This is a genomic window from Pseudomonas sp. LBUM1666 (assembly GCF_059695775.1).
Map to the genome: position 1 here is coordinate 4,982,893 of NZ_CP166789.1, position 18,531 is coordinate 5,001,423.

At 57.9% G+C, this 18,531-nt stretch carries 16 protein-coding genes; all 16 read right to left on the reverse strand.

What is annotated here, in order from left to right; translation table 11 throughout:
• Positions 1-39: 39 nt before the first annotated feature.
• The 16 genes from ACA056_RS22920 to tsf all read right to left on the reverse strand — a co-directional run bounded on the left by ACA056_RS22920 (position 40) and on the right by tsf (position 18,447).
• Positions 40-987, reverse strand: coding sequence for an acetyl-CoA carboxylase carboxyltransferase subunit alpha (locus tag ACA056_RS22920; protein ID WP_008154040.1), 948 nt, complete (start codon positions 985-987; stop codon positions 40-42).
• A gap of 150 nt (positions 988-1,137) precedes the next feature.
• Positions 1,138-4,659 carry a DNA polymerase III subunit alpha gene (dnaE, locus tag ACA056_RS22925; RefSeq protein WP_497267983.1) on the reverse strand — a complete coding sequence of 1,174 codons (3,522 nt, stop codon included), beginning with the start codon at positions 4,657-4,659 and terminating at the stop codon, positions 1,138-1,140.
• 83 nt (positions 4,660-4,742) lie between these two features.
• The gene (gene rnhB, locus ACA056_RS22930; RefSeq protein ID WP_161990825.1) at positions 4,743-5,369 is read right to left on the reverse strand and encodes a ribonuclease HII; all 627 of its coding nucleotides are present in this window, start codon (positions 5,367-5,369) and stop codon (positions 4,743-4,745) included.
• Between the two features lie 11 nt (positions 5,370-5,380).
• Positions 5,381-6,511: a lipid-A-disaccharide synthase gene (gene lpxB / locus ACA056_RS22935; RefSeq protein WP_497267985.1), complete on the reverse strand. Its 1,131-nt coding sequence runs from the start codon at positions 6,509-6,511 to the stop codon at positions 5,381-5,383.
• A gap of 2 nt (positions 6,512-6,513) precedes the next feature.
• Complete coding sequence (gene lpxA, locus ACA056_RS22940; RefSeq protein WP_282482280.1) at positions 6,514-7,290, reverse strand: acyl-ACP--UDP-N-acetylglucosamine O-acyltransferase; 777 nt, start codon at positions 7,288-7,290, stop codon at positions 6,514-6,516.
• On the reverse strand, positions 7,287-7,727 hold the full coding sequence (gene fabZ, locus ACA056_RS22945; protein ID WP_017336708.1) for a 3-hydroxyacyl-ACP dehydratase FabZ: 441 nt from the start codon (positions 7,725-7,727) through the stop codon (positions 7,287-7,289). The genes lpxA and fabZ overlap by 4 nt, the downstream gene beginning before the upstream one ends.
• A gap of 107 nt (positions 7,728-7,834) precedes the next feature.
• On the reverse strand, positions 7,835-8,890 hold the full coding sequence (gene lpxD / locus ACA056_RS22950) for a UDP-3-O-(3-hydroxymyristoyl)glucosamine N-acyltransferase (RefSeq protein ID WP_095128094.1): 1,056 nt from the start codon (positions 8,888-8,890) through the stop codon (positions 7,835-7,837).
• 2 nt (positions 8,891-8,892) lie between these two features.
• Positions 8,893-9,396 carry an OmpH/Skp family outer membrane protein gene (locus ACA056_RS22955; protein ID WP_010462812.1) on the reverse strand — a complete coding sequence of 168 codons (504 nt, stop codon included), beginning with the start codon at positions 9,394-9,396 and terminating at the stop codon, positions 8,893-8,895.
• 45 nt (positions 9,397-9,441) lie between these two features.
• Complete coding sequence (gene bamA, locus ACA056_RS22960; RefSeq protein WP_497267988.1) at positions 9,442-11,832, reverse strand: outer membrane protein assembly factor BamA; 2,391 nt, start codon at positions 11,830-11,832, stop codon at positions 9,442-9,444.
• A 74-nt stretch (positions 11,833-11,906) separates the two neighbouring features.
• Positions 11,907-13,259: a sigma E protease regulator RseP gene (rseP, locus tag ACA056_RS22965; RefSeq protein ID WP_497267990.1), complete on the reverse strand. Its 1,353-nt coding sequence runs from the start codon at positions 13,257-13,259 to the stop codon at positions 11,907-11,909.
• A gap of 53 nt (positions 13,260-13,312) precedes the next feature.
• Positions 13,313-14,503 (reverse strand): 1-deoxy-D-xylulose-5-phosphate reductoisomerase, encoded by a 1,191-nt coding sequence (gene ispC / locus ACA056_RS22970; protein ID WP_497267992.1) that lies wholly within the window; start codon positions 14,501-14,503, stop codon positions 13,313-13,315.
• On the reverse strand, positions 14,500-15,306 hold the full coding sequence (locus ACA056_RS22975) for a phosphatidate cytidylyltransferase (protein WP_497267994.1): 807 nt from the start codon (positions 15,304-15,306) through the stop codon (positions 14,500-14,502). Before ACA056_RS22975 ends, ispC begins: the two co-directional genes overlap by 4 nt.
• Positions 15,306-16,061 carry a polyprenyl diphosphate synthase gene (gene uppS, locus ACA056_RS22980; RefSeq protein WP_497267996.1) on the reverse strand — a complete coding sequence of 252 codons (756 nt, stop codon included), beginning with the start codon at positions 16,059-16,061 and terminating at the stop codon, positions 15,306-15,308. Before uppS ends, ACA056_RS22975 begins: the two co-directional genes overlap by 1 nt.
• A gap of 13 nt (positions 16,062-16,074) precedes the next feature.
• On the reverse strand, positions 16,075-16,632 hold the full coding sequence (gene frr / locus ACA056_RS22985; protein ID WP_008028968.1) for a ribosome recycling factor: 558 nt from the start codon (positions 16,630-16,632) through the stop codon (positions 16,075-16,077).
• On the reverse strand, positions 16,629-17,372 hold the full coding sequence (gene pyrH / locus ACA056_RS22990) for a UMP kinase (protein ID WP_048719949.1): 744 nt from the start codon (positions 17,370-17,372) through the stop codon (positions 16,629-16,631). The genes frr and pyrH overlap by 4 nt, the downstream gene beginning before the upstream one ends.
• 211 nt (positions 17,373-17,583) lie before the next feature.
• On the reverse strand, positions 17,584-18,447 hold the full coding sequence (gene tsf / locus ACA056_RS22995; protein WP_033056302.1) for a translation elongation factor Ts: 864 nt from the start codon (positions 18,445-18,447) through the stop codon (positions 17,584-17,586).
• Between the last annotated feature and the right edge of the window lie 84 nt (positions 18,448-18,531).

Here is an 18,531-nt window from a genome sequence, read left to right on the forward strand (position 1 = left end):
TCCCACATTGGTTACATCATTTGCCGAAGCAGCGTCAGATCAGAGACCGTAGCTCATCAGACGCTCGTAGCGACGAGCCAACAGCGCTTCGTTATCGAACTTCTTCAACATCGCCAGCTGCGAGCTCAGCTCGGCACGGATCGATGCGGCCGCAGCGGCCGGATTACGGTGCGCGCCGCCCAAAGGCTCGCTGATCACTTTATCCACAATACCCAGGCCTTTGAGGCGCTCGGCAGTGATGCCCATGGCTTCAGCGGCGTCCGGTGCTTTTTCGGCGGTCTTCCACAGAATCGAGGCGCAACCTTCCGGCGAAATCACTGCGTAAGTCGAGTACTGCAGCATGTTCAATTGATCGCAAACGCCGATCGCCAGAGCACCACCGGAACCACCTTCACCGATCACGGTGGCGATGATTGGGGTTTTCAGGCGTGCCATGACGCGCAGGTTCCAGGCAATCGCTTCGCTCTGGTTGCGCTCTTCAGCGTCGATACCAGGGTAAGCACCCGGGGTGTCGATGAAGGTCAGGATCGGCATTTTGAAACGTTCGGCCATTTCCATCAGGCGGCAAGCCTTGCGGTAGCCTTCCGGACGCGGCATGCCGAAGTTGCGGCGAACTTTCTCGCGCACTTCACGGCCTTTCTGGTGACCGATGATCATTACTGGCTGGTCGTCCAGACGGGCAATGCCGCCCACGATCGCAGCGTCGTCGGAGAAGTGACGGTCGCCGTGCAGCTCGTCGAACTCGGTGAAGATGTGTTCGATGTAGTCCAGGGTATACGGACGTTTCGGGTGACGCGCCAGACGCGCGATCTGCCAGCTGGTCAGCTTGCCGAAGATGTCTTCGGTCAGCGTGCTGCTTTTGTCCTGCAGGCGGGAGATCTCATCGCCGATATTCAGCGAATTGTCATTACCGACCAAGCGCAACTCTTCGATCTTGGCTTGCAGGTCGGCGATCGGCTGTTCGAAATCTAGAAAATTCGGGTTCATAGGCGTCCGTCTTGGGTCGACATCCAAGAGAGCTTGGGTCGGCCGGTTGTCTATTCGCGCCCTACCTTAAGGGAGAGGCGCGTTCAGGTCGAGATTAAAAATTGGGTCGAGATCAGAGCTGCTCCCTTTTGGAAGAGCGGCACCTGACCGTCAACGGTATTGGAGGAAGACGTTGTCTCGCCCGAACTGGTCACGCAGGGCTTGAATCAAGGCATCCGCCGGGTCAATCCGCCAGGTCTCGCCGAACTGCAGCAAGGCCTTCGCATCGGGACTGGTGTACTCCATGGTGATCGGACACGCCCCGCGGTGACGCTTGAACAGCTCACCGAGCCAGCGTAGCTGATCGCCTTTCAAATCCTGGGTCTGCAGCTTCAAGCGCAGGCTTTCGGCCAGGTTGGTGCGCGCATCTTCCATGCTCATCACCCGCTTGACCCGCAGCCGCAAGCCACCGGAGAAATCATCGTTGCTGACTTCGCCTTCGACCACCACCATCGCGTCGGTCTGCAACAAGGACTGCGCCGAATGGAATGCTTCGGCGAACAGCGACGCTTCGATCCGCCCGGAGCGGTCGTCGAGGGTGATGAAACCCATCTTGTCGCCCTTTTTGTTCTTCATCACCCGCAAGGCGATGATCATGCCCGCGACGGTCTGGGTATCACGGGCCGGTTTCAAGTCGATGATGCGCTGACGGGCGAAACGGCGGATCTCACCTTCGTATTCGTCGATCGGGTGACCGGTCAGGTACAGGCCCAGGGTGTCTTTCTCCCCTTTCAGGCGTTCCTTGAGGGTCAGCTCTTTGGCTTTGCGGTGATTGGCGTAGACATCGGCGTCTTCTTCGACGAACAGACCGCCAAACAGGTCGACATGACCGCTGTCGTGGGTACGCGCGGTTTGTTCGGCCGCCTTGATCGCCCCTTCCATGGCGTTCAGCAAGACCGCTCGGTTGCGGTCGATATTGGCTTGATAAGCTTTCTGCTCGTCATGGAAGTAAGGCCCCAGACGATCCAGCGCACCGCTGCGGATCAAACCGTCCAGGGTGCGCTTGTTGATACGTTTGAGGTCGACACGGGCGCAGAAATCGAACAGATCCTTGAACGGACCTTCCTGACGCGCCTCAGTGATGGCTTCCACCGGACCTTCGCCCACCCCTTTGATCGCGCCGAGGCCGTAAATAATTCGGCCTTCGTCATTCACCGTGAACTTGAACTCCGAAGTATTCACATCCGGCGCGTCGAGACGCAGCTTCATGGTGCGAATTTCTTCGATCAAGGTCACGACCTTGTCGGTGTTGTGCATATCCGCCGACAGTACCGCGGCCATGAATGGCGCCGGGTAGTGCGTTTTCAGCCAAGCGGTCTGGTATGACACCAGGCCATAAGCGGCGGAGTGGGATTTGTTGAAGCCGTAACCGGCGAATTTTTCTACCAGGTCGAAAATGTTACCTGCCAGGTCGGCGTCGATATTGTTAGCGGTGCAACCTTCAATGAAACCGCCGCGCTGCTTGGCCATTTCTTCGGGTTTTTTCTTACCCATGGCTCGGCGCAGCATGTCCGCGCCGCCGAGGGTGTAACCGGCCATGACCTGGGCAATCTGCATCACCTGTTCCTGATACAGGATGATGCCGTAAGTCGGTGCCAGAACCGGCTTGAGGCCTTCGTACTGGTAGTCCGAGTGCGGGTACGCGAGCTCGGCGCGACCGTGCTTACGGTTGATAAAGTCGTCCACCATGCCCGATTGCAAAGGGCCCGGACGGAACAGGGCCACCAGTGCGATCAAGTCTTCCAGGCAGTCGGGCTTGAGCTTTTTGATCAGCTCTTTCATGCCGCGCGACTCCAGCTGGAACACCGCGGTGGTTTCAGCTTTTTGCAGCAACTGGTAAGTCGGCTTGTCATCCAGCGGGATGAACGCGATATCCAGCGGCGGCTCATCGACCTTGGCGCGATCACGGTTGATGGTTTTCAGCGCCCAGTCGATGACCGTGAGGGTCCGCAGACCGAGGAAGTCGAACTTCACCAGACCAGCGGCTTCAACGTCGTCCTTGTCGAACTGGGTGACCAGACCATCACCGGCCTCATCGCAATAAATCGGCGAGAAGTCAGTCAGTTTGGTCGGGGCAATAACAACACCACCGGCGTGCTTACCGACGTTACGCACAACGCCTTCAAGCTTGCGGGCCATTTCCCAGATTTCCGCGGCCTCTTCATCAACCTTGATGAAGTCACGCAGGATTTCTTCCTGTTCGTAGGCCTTTTCCAGGGTCATGCCGACTTCGAACGGAATCATCTTCGACAGACGATCCGCCAAACCGTAGGACTTGCCCTGCACCCGCGCCACGTCACGCACCACAGCCTTGGCCGCCATGGAACCGAAGGTGATGATCTGGCTTACGGCGTTGCGACCGTATTTCTCGGCCACGTAGTCGATTACGCGGTCACGACCGTCCATGCAGAAGTCGACGTCGAAGTCGGGCATGGATACCCGTTCCGGGTTAAGGAAACGTTCGAACAGCAGGTCATATTCCAGCGGATCGAGGTCGGTGATCTTCTGCACGTAGGCCACCAGCGACCCGGCACCCGATCCACGGCCTGGACCTACCGGCACGCCGTTACTCTTGGCCCACTGGATAAAGTCCATAACGATCAGGAAGTAACCGGGGAAACCCATCTGGATGATGATATCCAGCTCGAAATTCAGCCGGTCGACGTAGACCTGACGCTTGGTTTCGTAGTCTTCGGTGGTGTCCTTGGGCAGCAGAACGCTGAGGCGATCTTCCAGACCATCGAAGGAAACCTTGCGGAAATACTCGTCGATGGTCATGCCATCGGGGATCGGGAAGTTGGGCAGGAAGTGAGTGCCCAGCTTCACTTCGATGTTGCAGCGCTTGGCAATCTCAACGGTGTTTTCCAGCGCTTCGGGAATGTCGCTGAACAGCTCGGCCATTTCCTCGGCGCTTTTGAGGTATTGCTGATCGCTGTAATTCTTCGAACGCCGCGGATCGTCGAGGGCACGGCCCTCACCGATGCAAACGCGGGTTTCGTGGGCGGCGAAGTCTTCCTGCTTGATGAAGCGCACGTCGTTGGTCGCGACCAGCGGCGCACCGATTTTTTCAGCCAGGGCCACGGCACCGTGCAACTGTTCTTCGTCGTTGGGGCGGTTGGTGCGCTGGATTTCCAGGTAAAAGCGATCCGGGAACACGGCCATCCATTCGCGCGCCAGGTTTTCCGCTTCGGCCGGGTTGCCACTGAGCATCGCCAGACCGATCTCGCCTTCTTTTGCCGCCGACAACATGATCAAGCCTTCGCTGGCTTCGGCCACCCACTCGCGTTCGATGATGACCGAGCCATTGCGCTGGCCGTCGATGAAGCCGCGGGAGATCAGTTCGGTGAGATTGCGATAACCCACGGCGTTCATCGCCAGCAGGCTGATCCGGCTCAGAGCGTTATCCGGATCCTTGTTCGACAGCCACAGGTCGGCGCCACAGATCGGCTTGATCCCGGCGCCCATGGCAGCTTTATAGAACTTGACCAGGGAACACATGTTGTTCTGGTCGGTGACCGCTACGGCAGGCATGTTCATGCCGACCAGGGTCTTGACCAGCGGTTTGATCCGCACCAGACCGTCGACCAGGGAATACTCAGTGTGCAGGCGTAGATGAACGAATGAAGCCGGCATAGTGATCCTGTCTAGAAACTAGAAACGTGAAGACAACAAGGCCCGGATTGTACCGGGCCTTGGCAAAAACATCAGCCTTGCGACTAACTCTCGATCAGGTTTTCCCGCGCCTCGTAAGCCAGGCGTACCGGGGCGAACGAGCGGCGGTGAATCGGCGTTGGCCCCAAGCGGGCCAGCGCTTCCAGATGAACGGGCGTCGGGTAGCCTTTGTGGCCACCGATGCCGTACCCCGGGTAAATCAATTCGAACGCTGCCATCTCGCGGTCGCGGCTGACCTTGGCCAGAATCGACGCTGCTGCGATGGCCGGTACCTTACCGTCACCCTGCACCACCGCTTCGGCACGCATCGACAGCTTCGGGCAACGATTACCGTCGATCATCGCCAGTTTCGGCGTGATGTGCAGGCCTTCGACCGCACGCTGCATGGCCAGCATGGTGGCGTGGAGAATGTTCAGCTCGTCGATTTCTTCGACTTCAGCGCGAGCGATGCACCAGCTCAGGGCCTTTTCGCAGATCTCGTCGTAGAGCTTTTCGCGGCGTGCTTCGGTGAGCTTCTTCGAGTCGTTCAAGCCGAGGATCGGACGGTTCGGATCGAGGATCACCGCGGCTGTCACCACCGCACCACAAAGCGGGCCGCGACCAACTTCGTCAACGCCGGCGACCAAATCTTCAACTTCGGCGACCAGGGTGAAGTCCAGGCCCATCTGAATGCTTGCTTTGCTCATTGTGTTTTGCCGATCAGGTTCAGTACCGCATCCGCCGCCTGATTGGAGGCGTCCAGACGTAAGGTACGGTGAATTTCATCGAAGCCGCGGGTCTGTTCTTCACCGCCTTCGATCAGTGGCGACAGCGTCTGGGCCAAGGCTTCAACGGTCGCATCGTCCTGCAACAACTCGGGCACCAACAGGCGCTGGGCCAGCAGGTTCGGCAACGAGATGTAGGGACTTTTCACCATGCGCTTGAGAATCCAGAACGTCAGCGGTGCCAAGCGGTACGCGACCACCATCGGCCGTTTGTACAACAACGCTTCAAGCGTAGCGGTCCCGGAGGCAATCAGTACCGCGTCGCAGGCCGCCAGAGCCAGATGAGATTTGCCATCGAGCAATGTCAGCGGCAGATCTCGGCCTGCCAGCAGCTCTTCAAGTTGCTTGCGGCGCTCGGGGCCGGCGCAAGGCATGACGAACCGCACACCAGGGCGCAGGGCTCGCAGACGCTGGGCCGTATCGAGAAACAACGCGCCGAGCCGGCCAACTTCGCCACCGCGACTGCCGGGCATCAGAGCAACCAGCGGCCCGTCGGGCAAACCGAGTTCAGCCCGCGCGGCGGCGCGATCGGCTTCAAGCGGGATCGCATCGGCCAGTGAGTGCCCGACAAACCGCACCGGCACGCCCTTCTCTTCATAGAATTTCGCTTCGAACGGGAACAGCGTCAGCATCAGATCGCAACCTTCGCGAATCTTCAGCACCCGTTTCTGCCGCCACGCCCAAACCGACGGGCTAACGTAATGCACGGTCTTGATCCCGGCCTGACGCAGCTTGAGTTCGATATTGAGGGTGAAGTCCGGGGCATCGATACCAATGAACACATCCGGCTTCTCGGCGATCAGGTCGGCGATCAACTTCTTGCGGCGAGCCATCAGCTCACGCAAGCGGCCCAGCACTTCCACCAGGCCCATGACCGAAAGACGCTCCATCGGGAAATACGAGGTCAGGCCTTCGGCCTGCATCAGCGGACCGCCGACACCGATGAACTCGACTGCCGGGTGCTGAGCCTTGAGTGCGCGCATCAGACCCGCGCCCAGAATGTCACCGGAAGCCTCGCCCGCCACCAGCGCAATACGCAGATTAGCCATGATTAACGAGTGATGCCGCGGGTCGAAGACTGGATGGAATCACGGAACACCGCGACTTCCGGAAACTGGGCCGACGGTTCAGCCAGTTCGGCGAGTGCCTGTTCGACCGTCAGCCCTTGGCGGTAAACCACCTTGTAGGCACGACGCAGCGCGTGGATCGCATCTTCGCTGAAACCGCGACGACGCATGCCTTCGAAGTTCATGCTGCGAGCTTCGGCCGGATTGCCGAACACCGTAACGTACGCCGGGACGTCCTTGCCGATGGCGGTGCCCATACCGGAAAAGCTGTGGGCGCCGATATGGCAATACTGATGAACCAGGGTAAAACCGGACAGGATTGCCCAGTCTTCAACGTGCACATGGCCCGCCAACGCGGTGTTGTTGACCAGGATGCAGTGGTTGCCGATGACGCTGTCGTGGCCGATGTGGGCATAGGCCATGATCAGATTGTGATCGCCCAGGGTTGTTTCAGAACGGTCCTGAACGGTCCCACGGTGAATCGTCACGCCTTCACGGATGACGTTGTGGTCACCGATGACCAGCCGGGTTTCTTCACCCTTGTATTTCAGATCGGGCGTGTCCTCGCCTACCGAAGAAAACTGGTAGATGCGGTTGTGCTTTCCGATTCGGGTCGGGCCTTTGAGAATCACATGCGGCCCGATCACTGTCCCCTCGCCGATTTCCACACCTGCACCGATGATCGACCAGGGGCCGACCTCGACGCCGTCGGCCAGGATAGCCGTCGGATCGATGATTGCGCGAGGGTCAATCAAACTCATAGTTTGCGTTCCGCGCAGATGATTTCAGCAGAGCAGACTGGCTTGCCATCGACCGAAGCCTGGCACTCGAACTTCCAGATCTGACGCTTGCAGCTGATGAAGCGGGCTTCGAGGATCAACTGATCGCCTGGGGTGACGGGCTGGCGAAAACGCAGCTTGTCGGAGCCGACGAAGTAGTAGAGCGTGCCGTCGGCAGGCTTCACGTCGAGCATTTTGAAGCCAAGGATGCCGGCAGCCTGAGCCATCGCTTCGATGATCAATACGCCCGGCATGATTGGGTGCGCGGGGAAGTGACCATTGAAGAAGGGTTCGTTGATGCTGACATTCTTGTAGGCGCGAATGCGCTTGCCTTCCACATCCAGTTCCACGACTCGGTCCACCAGCAGGAACGGGTAACGGTGGGGCAGGTATTCGCGAATCTCGTTGATGTCCATCATTTCGGGGGGAAGCCTATGTAAAGATTGGGAGGCGCGACTGACGCGCACCCCTCTAGCAAATCAAGGAGGCAGTCTAGCGGCTGTGCACACTTGATATGGAAATGGTATCAGCCATCTGATGAAGCATTACCGTCAGGGGTCACTTCCCCTACACGCTTTTCCAGCTGTCGCAGACGCCGCGCGATGTCATCGAGCTGACGGATGCGTGCCGCGCTTTTGCGCCATTCGGCAGCCGGTTGCATGGCTGTACCGGAAGAATAGGAACCCTTTTCGGTAATCGAGTGGGTCACCATGGTCATCCCGGTGATAAACACGTTGTCGCAAATTTCGATATGCCCCACCAGCCCTACGCCACCGGCGAGCATGCAATGCTTACCGATTTTGGTGCTGCCGGAGATCCCCACGCACGCGGCCATGGCGGTGTGATCACCGACCTGGACGTTGTGGGCGATCTGAATCTGGTTATCGAGTTTCACCCCGTTACCCAGAACGGTATCGGCCAGTGCACCGCGATCGATAGCGGTATTCACGCCAATCTCCACGTCGTCACCGACCAGCACACCACCGATCTGAGCGATCTTCTGCCAGACACCTTTCTCGTTGGCAAAACCGAAACCTTCGCCACCGAGTACGGCACCCGATTGAATCACCACCCGTTTACCGATGCGAACATCGTGGTACAGCGTGACTCGCGGGGCCAGCCAGCCGCCCTCGCCAATCTCGCAGCGGGCACCGATAAAGCAGTGCGCGCCAACGGTCACACCCGCAGCAATGCGCGCGCAGCTTTCGATCACCGCAAAAGCACCAATGCTCGCCGCTGGATCGACCACTGCATCCGCTGCCACAACGGCTGTCGGATGAACACCGACAGCGGCCTTTGGCTTGGGATCAAACAGATGGGAAATCCGCGCGTAGGCCAGATACGGATCTGGCACGACCAGCGCATTACCTGCAAAACCTTCAGCGTCAGCGGCCTTCAGCAACAGCGCTGCGGCCCGGCTGTCAGCCAGGTATTTACGGTATTGGGGGTTTGCGAGAAAGCTCAACTGAGCTGGGCCAGCCTCTTGCAAAGTGGCTAGCCCAGTAATTTCTTTCTCCGGGTCGCCACGCAGTGTGGCGCCGAGGAACTCGGCCAATTGGCCGAGCTTTATAGTCGCTGTCATGGTTACTTCAGCTGATTCATGCGCTCGATAACCTGGCGAGTGATGTCGTACTGAGGTTTGACATCAATCACTGCGCCACGCTCGAAGACCAGGTCAAAAGCACCTTTCTTGATGACTTCTTCCACAGCGCTGTCCAGTTTCGGCTTGAGCTGCTTCAGCATTTCACGGTCAGCAACGGCTTTGGCTTCGTTCAGTTCCTTGGACTGGAACTGGAAGTCACGGGCCTTTTGCTTGAACTCGAGTTCCAGGCGTTCACGCTCACCTTGCTGCATCTTGTCGCCGCCCGCCATCAGACGATCCTGGATACCTTTGGCACTGCTTTCCAGAGTCTTGAGCTTGGACAGCTGTGGACCGAACTTCTTCTCGGCATCAACGGCGTACTTCTTGGCCGCATCGGATTCCAGCAGAGCCATCTGATAGTTCAGAACGGCGATTTTCATGTCGGCAAAAGCCGGACCTGCTACCAGTACGGTCGCCAGGAGAACCAATTGAGTCAACTTACGCACGATGCACTCCTACAAAATCCATTGTCGTTATCTTGGGTCAGACGCTTAGAACGTCTGGCCGAGGGAGAATTGGAACACTTGAGTCTCAGCGTCATCCGGTTTCTTGACCGGCATGGCCAACGCGAAGCTCAGAGGACCCAGTGCGGTAACCCAGGTCACGCCTACACCGACGGAGCTGGCCACGTTGCTCAGGCTGATGTCGTTACACTCTGTTTGAGCGGCTGAACCGACATTTGCGTTCGTGGTTTTTTCGCAATTGGAGTCGAATACGTTACCCACATCCCAGAATACCGAAGTACGCAGGGAACGCTGATCCTTGACGAATGGCAGCGGGAACAGAACCTCGACACCACCCTGGATCAAAACGTTACCACCGAACGGCAGCGGATCCTGGTCCGGGTCGGCGAGCGTGCCGGTGTTACCCGTCACAGCCGCACCGCGACTTGGGGTACTGCGAGGACCGAGGGTGCTGTCCTTGAAGCCACGAACCGAGTTGAAACCACCAGCATAGTAGTTTTCATAGAACGGCAAGCCATCGGTAGAACCATAACCATCGCCATAGCCCAGTTCGGTGTGCAGGCGCATGGTGTAGTTTTCAGACAATGGCTGGAACAACTGGCCACGGTAATCAAGCTTGAAGAACGACAGGTCGCTGCCAGGCGTGGTGGTTTCCAGTGTCAGGCTTTGGGAATGACCACGGGTCGCCAATACGCCTTTGTTCAGTGTGGATTCGGACCAGCCGGCCGAAGCCTTGAAGTTCAGGTAGTTGTCGCCTTCCTTGTTAACGAAGTCGAAGATCTCGTCAACAGTGTATTGACCGGTCTTGATCTTGTCTTGTTGCGCAGTCAGGCCGAAGGTCAGACGCGAAGTCTCGCTGATCGGATAACCGACGCTCACGCCCGCACCCAGGCTGTCTACGGCATAGCTGGCTACATCGACGTCAAGGTCGTCATAGTCGGTGGTGCGATAGAACGCGTTGTAACCCAGGCTCACGCCATCAGCAGTCCAGTACGGGTCGACATAACCGAAGTTATAACGGCTCTGGTATTCACTGCGAGTCAAGCCGATGCTGACCTTGTTACCCGTACCCAGGAAGTTGTTCTGGGTGATCGAACCACCGAGGATCAAACCGGCGCTCTGGGCAAAACCAACGCTGGCGGTAATCGAACCGGAAGCCTGCTCTTCAACGCTGTAGTTCACGTCTACCTGGTCGTCGACGCCCGGCACGGCCGGTGTTTCGACGTTGACTTCCTTGAAGAAGCCCAGACGTTCAAGACGAGTCTTGGATTGGTCGATCAAGTAAGTCGAAGCCCAGCCGCCTTCCATCTGACGCATTTCACGGCGCAGCACTTCGTCTTCGGACTTGGTGTTGCCACGGAAGTTGATGCGGTTCACGTAAGCACGCTTGCCCGGATCGACGGCGAACGTGATGTCGACGGTGTGGTCTTCATCGTGAGGTTGAGGCACGCCATTGACGTTGGCGAAGGTGTAACCCTCGTTGCCCAGACGGCGGGTGATCAGTTCGGACGTGGTGGTCATAAGCTTGCGCGAGAACACCTGGCCTTTCTGGACCAGCAGCAGAGACTTGACCTGGTCTTCAGGGACTTTCAGGTCGCCGCTCAATTTGACGTCACGGACGGTGTACTTCTCGCCTTCATTGACGTTGACGGTGATATAGACGTGCTTCTTGTCCGGAGTGATGGACACCTGGGTCGAAGCGATATCCATGTTGATATAGCCACGGTCCAGGTAGTAGGAGCGCAGACGCTCCAGGTCACCGGAAAGTTTTTCACGAGCATACTTGTCATCGTTCTTGAAGAACGACAGCCAGTTGGTGGTCTTGAGTTCAAACAGGTCGATCAGGTCTTCATCAGGGAAGACGGTGTTACCCACCACGTTGATGTGCTGGATAGCAGCAACGGTGCCTTCGTTGATATTGACCTTCAACGCAACGCGGTTACGCGGCTGCGGCACCACTTCAGTGTCGACGGTAGCCGAGTAGCGACCCTGAGCGACGTATTGGCGCTGCAGCTCGTTACGCACACCTTCGAGGGTGGCGCGCTGGAAGATCTCGCCTTCGGCCAGACCGGATTGTTTGAGGCCTTTCATCAGGTCTTCAGTGGAGATCGCCTTGTTACCCTCGATCTCGATACTGGCGACTGACGGGCGCTCGACTACCGTGATGACCAGGACGTTGCCATCTCTGCCCAGCTGGATATCTTGAAAGAAACCGGTTTTGAACAACGCACGAGTGGATTCCACCAGGCGACGATCATCCGCCTGTTCACCGACGTTCAACGGCAAAGCACCAAAGACGCTACCCGCGGAGACCCGCTGGAGGCCATTGACGCGAATATCAGAGATAGTGAAGGACTCGGCGTGAACTTCGGCGATCATCAATACGGTGAGAACCGCAGTTAGCAGCAGACGTTTCATGAAGTCCTTTCTTATTCCAACTGGCAATAAACAAACTGCCGCAAAATGCGGCAGATTCGCAATTCAGCGAAGCGTTACAGTCGACCCAGATCATTGACAAGAGCAAGCAACATCACCCCGATCACCAAACTGATACCGATCTGTATCCCCCAACCCTGCACCCGATCTGACAAGGGGCGACCACGCGCCCACTCGATCAGATAAAACAACAAATGCCCCCCATCCAACACAGGAATGGGCAACAAATTCAGAACCCCCAAGCTAATACTCAGATAAGCAAGGAAATTCAGGAAATCAGCGACGCCCGACTGGGCAGAAGCGCCCGCCACTTTAGCAATGGTTATCGGTCCACTCAAGTTTTTTACCGAGAGCTCACCGAACAACATTTTCTTGAGCGAATCGAGGGTCAGTACGCTCATGGTCCAGGTGCGTCGAGCACCCTCCCCAATCGCTGCCACAGGACCGTAACTCACTTCGCGAATCATCTCTGGCGGCCAATCAACTGCTTTCACCCCAGCGCCCAGATAACCACTGGGTGCCTTCTTCTCGCCGCGAGCGGCCAGCGTCACAGGGACGTCGATTTGAGCACCATCACGCTCGACGCGCAGCATGATTTTGGTATCAGGGTGCATACGGACCGTGTCCACCACCTGCTGCCAGTCATCAAGCGACTTGCCATCCAGAGCCAACAGTCGGTCACCGGTCTTCAGGCCAGCAGCCTGTGCCGGGCCTTTCGGGTCAAGTTCGGCCAGGACCGGTGGCAGCGCCGGACGCCAAGGGCGTAAACCCAGCGAACGAATCGGATCTGGCTCATCGGCACCTTTGAGCCATTTATCCAGCATCAGCTCACGGGGCGAATCCGCTGTGGAACCCTGATCACGGACCAGCAACTGCAGGGAACCGCTCTCCCCAAGACGACGGACCAACTGCAGGTTCACCGCGGCCCAGCCGGAAGTTGGCTCGCCATCGATGGCAATGATTTCCTGGCCCGCGCTCAAACCAGCCTTGGCGGCGATACTGCCGGATTCGACTGCACCAATGACCGGGCGCACTTGCTCGCTGCCGAGCATGGCGAGCACCCAGAAAAAAAACATCGCCAGTAAAAAGTTGGCAATCGGACCCGCCGATACGATAGCGATACGCTGGCGGACGGATTTGCGATTGAAGGATTGATCAAGCTGATCGGCGGGCACTTCACCTTCGCGCTCGTCGAGCATTTTCACGTAACCGCCCAGCGGGATCGCGGCGACGACGAACTCAGTGCCTTTCTTGTCGTGCCAGCGCAGCAACGGCATACCGAAGCCCACGGAGAAACGCAGCACTTTGACCCCACAGCGACGTGCGACCCAAAAATGGCCGAATTCGTGGAAGGTGACCAGCACACCCAAAGCCACCAGGGTGCCGACAATCATATAGAGCGCGCTCATCTACTTTCTCCGCAATCCTGTCCAGTGCCGCATGGGTCAACGTATTGCAGCACTTACCGCCCGTGACGACTCAACCATTGTTCGGCCAGTACTCGCGCTTTCGCGTCGGCCGTGAACACTGCCTCGAGATCGCCAACCACAACCACGGGCTCGAGATTTAACACTTCTTCGATGATACTCGCGATTTCCGGGTAGCGAACCCGCCCGTCGAGAAAGGCCGCGACCGCCACTTCATTCGCCGCATTCAGCATGGCCGGCGCGCTATTGCCGGATTCGGCTGCCTGACGCGCAAGACGCAGACACGGGAATCGCTCTTCATCAGGCGACTGGAAGTCCAGCCGCGCAATTGCAAACAGGTCCAGCGGCGCAACGCCCGAGTCGATTCGCTCCGGCCAGGCCAGCGCGTTGGCGATCGGCGTGCGCATGTCAGGGTTACCTAACTGGGCCAATACCGAACCGTCGATGTAATCGACCAGCGAATGAATCACGCTTTGAGGATGAATCACCACTTCGACCTGGGACGGCTTGGCATCAAACAGCCAGCAGGCTTCGATTAACTCCAGCCCCTTGTTCATCATGCTGGCCGAATCCACCGAAATCTTGCGCCCCATGGACCAGTTCGGGTGGGCACACGCTTGCTCAGGGGAAACATGCACCAGTTCAGCCATAGGTGTCTGTCGGAACGGACCGCCAGAGGCCGTGAGTAAAATCCGACGCACCCCGACGGCACTCAGCCCACGAGCGAAATCCTGTGGCATGCACTGGAAAATCGCGTTGTGCTCGCTGTCGATCGGCAGCAACACCGAACCACTCTTGCGCACCGCCTGCATGAACAGCGCACCGGACATCACCAGTGCTTCTTTGTTGGCCAGGAGGATTTTCTTGCCGGCTTCGACCGCCGCCAGAGTCGGTCGCAAGCCCGCAGCGCCAACGATGGCCGCCATGACCGCATCGACCTCAGGATCGGAAGCAACCTGACACAGGCCTTCCTCACCCACCAGCACGCGAGTCGGCAGTCCTGCGGCGCGCAAGTCGTCCTGCAAGCCTCGGGCAGCACCCGCCTCAGGTACCACGGCGAACCGCGGCGTATGACGAACACACAGCGCCAGCAGCTCGCTCAGACGGGTGAAACCGCTCAAGGCGAAAACCTGATAACGCTCGGGATGACGAGCAATGACGTCAAGCGTGCTCAGACCAATCGAACCGGTCGCCCCCAGGACGGTAATCTGCTGCGGGCGGCTCACGGTGCCGCCATCCACAGCAGCACGGCAAACACTGGAATCGCTGCGGTCAAGCTGTCGATTCGGTCCAGCACGCCGCCGTGACCCGGCAGCAGATTACTGCTGTCCTTGATCCCGGACTGACGCTTGAACATGCTTTCGGTGAGATCACCTACCACCGAGATAAACACGATGATGGCTGCACCAATCAGACCTTTGAACAACTGCGCCACTGTCCAGTCTCGAACCAGACCGACAATGACAGTAATGACCAGACTCACCGCGAGGCCGCCATAGACGCCCTCCCAGCTTTTGCCGGGACTGACCTGTGGCGCCAGTTTGCGCTTGCCAAAGGCCCGGCCGGAGAAGTAAGCACCGATATCAGCGCCCCAGACCAGCACCATCACCGCCATGATCAGCCAGTTGCCCAAAGGCTCCTGTTTGATCTGAACCAGACCTTGCCAGGCGGGCAGCAGGATCAGCAGACCGATCACCAGCTTGCAGGCAGCGCTGGACCAAAGTTCGCTGGAGCGCGGATAAGTCAGCACCAAATAGGTTGCAACGCCCCACCAAAGCACCGAAGCACCCAACACCCAAGGCGCGAGCCCAGGCAGGATATGCATGACAAACAGCATCAACGCGACCACAGCCGCATAGGCAACGCGAATCGGCTGCTCAGTGAAGCCCGCCAGGCGAGCCCACTCCCATGCACCGAGGGTCACGACCAGCCCGATGAACAGCGCAAAACCGGTACCTTCGAGCAGGAAAAACCCGCACAAGGCAATCGGTAGCAGGATCAGCGCGGTGATGATTCGTTGTTTAAGCATTAAACCCGGGCTCCAGCCTCGACCTGCTCGCTCGTTTTACCGAAGCGGCGTTGCCGAGAAGCAAAATCGGCCAACGCAGTACGCATGGCATCGTGTTTGAAGTCCGGCCAGAACAGGTCGGAGAAGTACAACTCGGCGTAAGCCAGTTGCCACAGCAGGAAGTTACTGATGCGGTGCTCGCCACCGGTACGGATGCACAAGTCCGGCAACGGCAAATCGCCGGTAGCCAGACAGGTTTGCAACAGTTCCGGGGTAATGTCTTCCGGACGCAGGTGCCCGGCCTGAACTTCCCGCGCCAGCCGCTGTGCGGCCTGCGCGATATCCCACTGTCCGCCATAGTTGGCAGCGATCTGCAGAACGAAGCGATTGGCGCCCGCCGTCATTGCTTCTGCTTCACGCATGGCAGCCTGAAGCTCTGGATGAAAGCGCGAACGGTCGCCAATGATGCGCAAACTGATGTTGTTTTCGTTCAGGCGCTTGGCCTCGCGACGCAATGCCTTGAAGAACAGATCCATCAAGGCACTGACCTCGTCGGCCGGGCGCTGCCAGTTCTCGCTGGAGAAGGCGAACAGGGTCAATACTTCAACCTTGGCCTCCGCACACACCTCGATCACCGCACGAACCGCATCCACGCCCGCTTTATGACCGGCGACACCCGGCATAAAGCGTTTTTTCGCCCAGCGATTATTACCATCCATGATGATCGCGACATGGCGCGGCACCGCGGACGGCGCAGTCTGCTTGGTCTTATCCATTAAAACGCGACCCTTATACGGCCATCAGGTCTTTTTCTTTCTGCGCCAAATTCGCGTCGATTTCAGCCACGTATTTTTTGGTCAGATCATCGATCTCGCCAGTGGCGCGACGCTCTTCGTCTTCGCTGATTTCCTTTTCCTTGACCAGATCCTTGAGCTGGCTGTTCGCATCACGACGGATGTTGCGCACCGCAACACGGGCATCTTCAGCGACATCGCGAGCCTGCTTGGTGAAGCCCTTACGGGTTTCTTCGGTCAGGGCCGGCATGGAGATCAGCAGCAATTCACCCAGGTTGGTCGGGTTGAGGTTCAGACCCGCGCTACCGATGGCTTTGTCGACGGCACCCAGCATGTTGCGCTCAAAGGCAACGACTTGCAGGGTACGGGCGTCTTTGACGGTGATGTTCGCCACCTGCTTGATCGGAGTGTCGGAACCGTAATACGGCACCATCACGCCTTCCAGAATGCTTGGATGCGCCTGGCCCGTACGAATACGGCCGAAGTTGTGCATCAGCGACTCGACGGATTTCTGCATACGCTCTTTAGCGTCTTTCTTGATTTCGTTGATCATTGTTGGCCTTCCTCGATCAGGGTCCCTTCAGCGCCGCCATGCACGATATTCAGCAGGGCGCCGGGCTTGTTCATGTTAAATACGCGCAACGGCATCTTGTGGTCGCGGCACAGGCAAATGGCGGTCAGATCCATCACGCCCAGCTTGCGATCCAGCACTTCATCGTAAGTCAGATGATCGAACTTCTCGGCATGCGGGTCTTTGAATGGGTCAGCGGTGTAAACACCATCAACCTTGGTGGCCTTGAGCACCACGTCCGCGTTGATTTCGATGCCGCGCAGGCAAGCTGCCGAATCGGTGGTGAAGAACGGGTTGCCGGTACCGGCAGCAAAAATCACAACTTCCTTGGCATCCAGGTGGCGCATGGCTTTGCGCCGATCATAGTGATCGGTTACGCCGACCATGGAAATAGCCGACATCACGATAGCGGTGATATTGGCTCGTTCCAGGGCGTCTCGCATGGCCAGGGCGTTCATCACAGTGGCCAGCATGCCCATGTGGTCGCCGGTGACCCGATCCATGCCGGCCGCGCTCAGCGCTGCACCGCGAAACAGGTTGCCACCGCCGATCACCAGACCGACCTGAACACCGATGCCGACCAGTTGGCCGACTTCCAGTGCCATGCGATCCAGCACCTTGGGATCGATCCCAAACTCTTCGGACCCCATCAGGGCCTCGCCGCTAAGTTTGAGTAGAATGCGTTTATAGCGAGCCTGATAACCACTGCCCTGCTGAGCCATTGCGAATCTCTCCTGCGGCGTATTTTAAAAATTCTTTGCTAGCTGTTTACAGCTGGCTGTTCACTCTAGCTTGGCGCTGCTTCAGCGCCATCGGAACATGGCTTTGTAAGCCAGTTCCAAAGGGAAACCAATTAAAAATTGGTGCCCCATCTGAAAAGAGGCTGCGCGCGTAAGCGGGCAGCCTCTTCAGGGCGACAGTTAAAAAACCGTCTTATTGCTTGGCGGCAGCCAGCTGAGCAGCAACTTCTTCAGCGAAGTTGTCGACCGGCTTCTCGATGCCGTCGCCTACTTTGAAGTAGGTGAAGGAGACGATTTCAGCACCGGCTTTCTTGGCCAGTTCGCCAACCTTGATTTCAGGGTTCTTGACGAACGCCTGCTCAACCAGGCTCGCTTCAGCCAGGAACTTGCTGATACGGCCTTTGACCATGTTTTCAACGATGTTTTCCGGCTTGCCGGCGATCTTGTCAGCGTTGAGGGTCAGGAACACGCCTTTCTCGCGCTCGACCGCTTCAGCGGAAACTTCCGATGGCAGCAGGAATTCAGGGTTGGTCGCCGCTACGTGCATGGCGATGTCTTTGGCCAGCTCAACGCTGCCGCCTTTAAGGGCAACCACAACGCCGATCTTGTTGCCGTGCAGGTAACCACCAACAACGTCACCTTCAACGCGAGCCAGGCGACGGATGTTGACGTTTTCGCCAACCTTGCCGACCAGAACCAGACGATCGGCTTCTTGAGCAGCGATCAGCGGAGCAACGTCAGTCAGTTTGTCAGCGAACGCTTTTTCAACGCTGGAAGCGACAAATGCCTTGAAGTCGTCCTGCAGAGCCAGGAAGTCGGTCTGCGAGTTCACTTCCAGCAGAACGGCGGATTTACCGTCTTCCTTCAGAGCGATCGCGCCTTCAGCGGCAACGTTGCCCGCTTTTTTGGCAGCCTTGATGGCGCCCGAAGCACGCATGTCATCAATGGCTTTTTCGATGTCGCCGCCAGCCTTGGTCAAGGCCTTTTTGCAGTCCATCATGCCTTCGCCAGTACGCTCGCGCAGTTCTTTGACCAACGCTGCAGTAATCTCTGCCATTTCAAAATTCCTCTTGGATAGGTTTTCAACCATTCCACCCGATCGAACGGGCGATCAATTCTTCCCGAACCACCCTAGCTGGCT

Excerpts from the sequence above, each read along its gene's own strand:
- ACA056_RS22920 (WP_008154040.1), bottom strand. The coding sequence starts at position 987 with ATGAACCCGAATTTTCTAGATTTCGAACAGCCGATCGCCGACCTGCAA.
- dnaE (WP_497267983.1), bottom strand. The coding sequence starts at position 4,659 with ATGCCGGCTTCATTCGTTCATCTACGCCTGCACACTGAGTATTCCCTG.
- lpxB (WP_497267985.1), bottom strand. The coding sequence starts at position 6,511 with ATGGCTAATCTGCGTATTGCGCTGGTGGCGGGCGAGGCTTCCGGTGAC.
- lpxA (WP_282482280.1), bottom strand. The coding sequence starts at position 7,290 with ATGAGTTTGATTGACCCTCGCGCAATCATCGATCCGACGGCTATCCTG.
- fabZ (WP_017336708.1), bottom strand. The coding sequence starts at position 7,727 with ATGATGGACATCAACGAGATTCGCGAATACCTGCCCCACCGTTACCCG.
- lpxD (WP_095128094.1), bottom strand. The coding sequence starts at position 8,890 with ATGACAGCGACTATAAAGCTCGGCCAATTGGCCGAGTTCCTCGGCGCC.
- bamA (WP_497267988.1), bottom strand. The coding sequence starts at position 11,832 with ATGAAACGTCTGCTGCTAACTGCGGTTCTCACCGTATTGATGATCGCC.
- rseP (WP_497267990.1), bottom strand. The coding sequence starts at position 13,259 with ATGAGCGCGCTCTATATGATTGTCGGCACCCTGGTGGCTTTGGGTGTG.
- ACA056_RS22975 (WP_497267994.1), bottom strand. The coding sequence starts at position 15,306 with ATGCTTAAACAACGAATCATCACCGCGCTGATCCTGCTACCGATTGCC.
- uppS (WP_497267996.1), bottom strand. The coding sequence starts at position 16,061 with ATGGATAAGACCAAGCAGACTGCGCCGTCCGCGGTGCCGCGCCATGTC.
- frr (WP_008028968.1), bottom strand. The coding sequence starts at position 16,632 with ATGATCAACGAAATCAAGAAAGACGCTAAAGAGCGTATGCAGAAATCC.
- pyrH (WP_048719949.1), bottom strand. The coding sequence starts at position 17,372 with ATGGCTCAGCAGGGCAGTGGTTATCAGGCTCGCTATAAACGCATTCTA.
- tsf (WP_033056302.1), bottom strand. The coding sequence starts at position 18,447 with ATGGCAGAGATTACTGCAGCGTTGGTCAAAGAACTGCGCGAGCGTACT.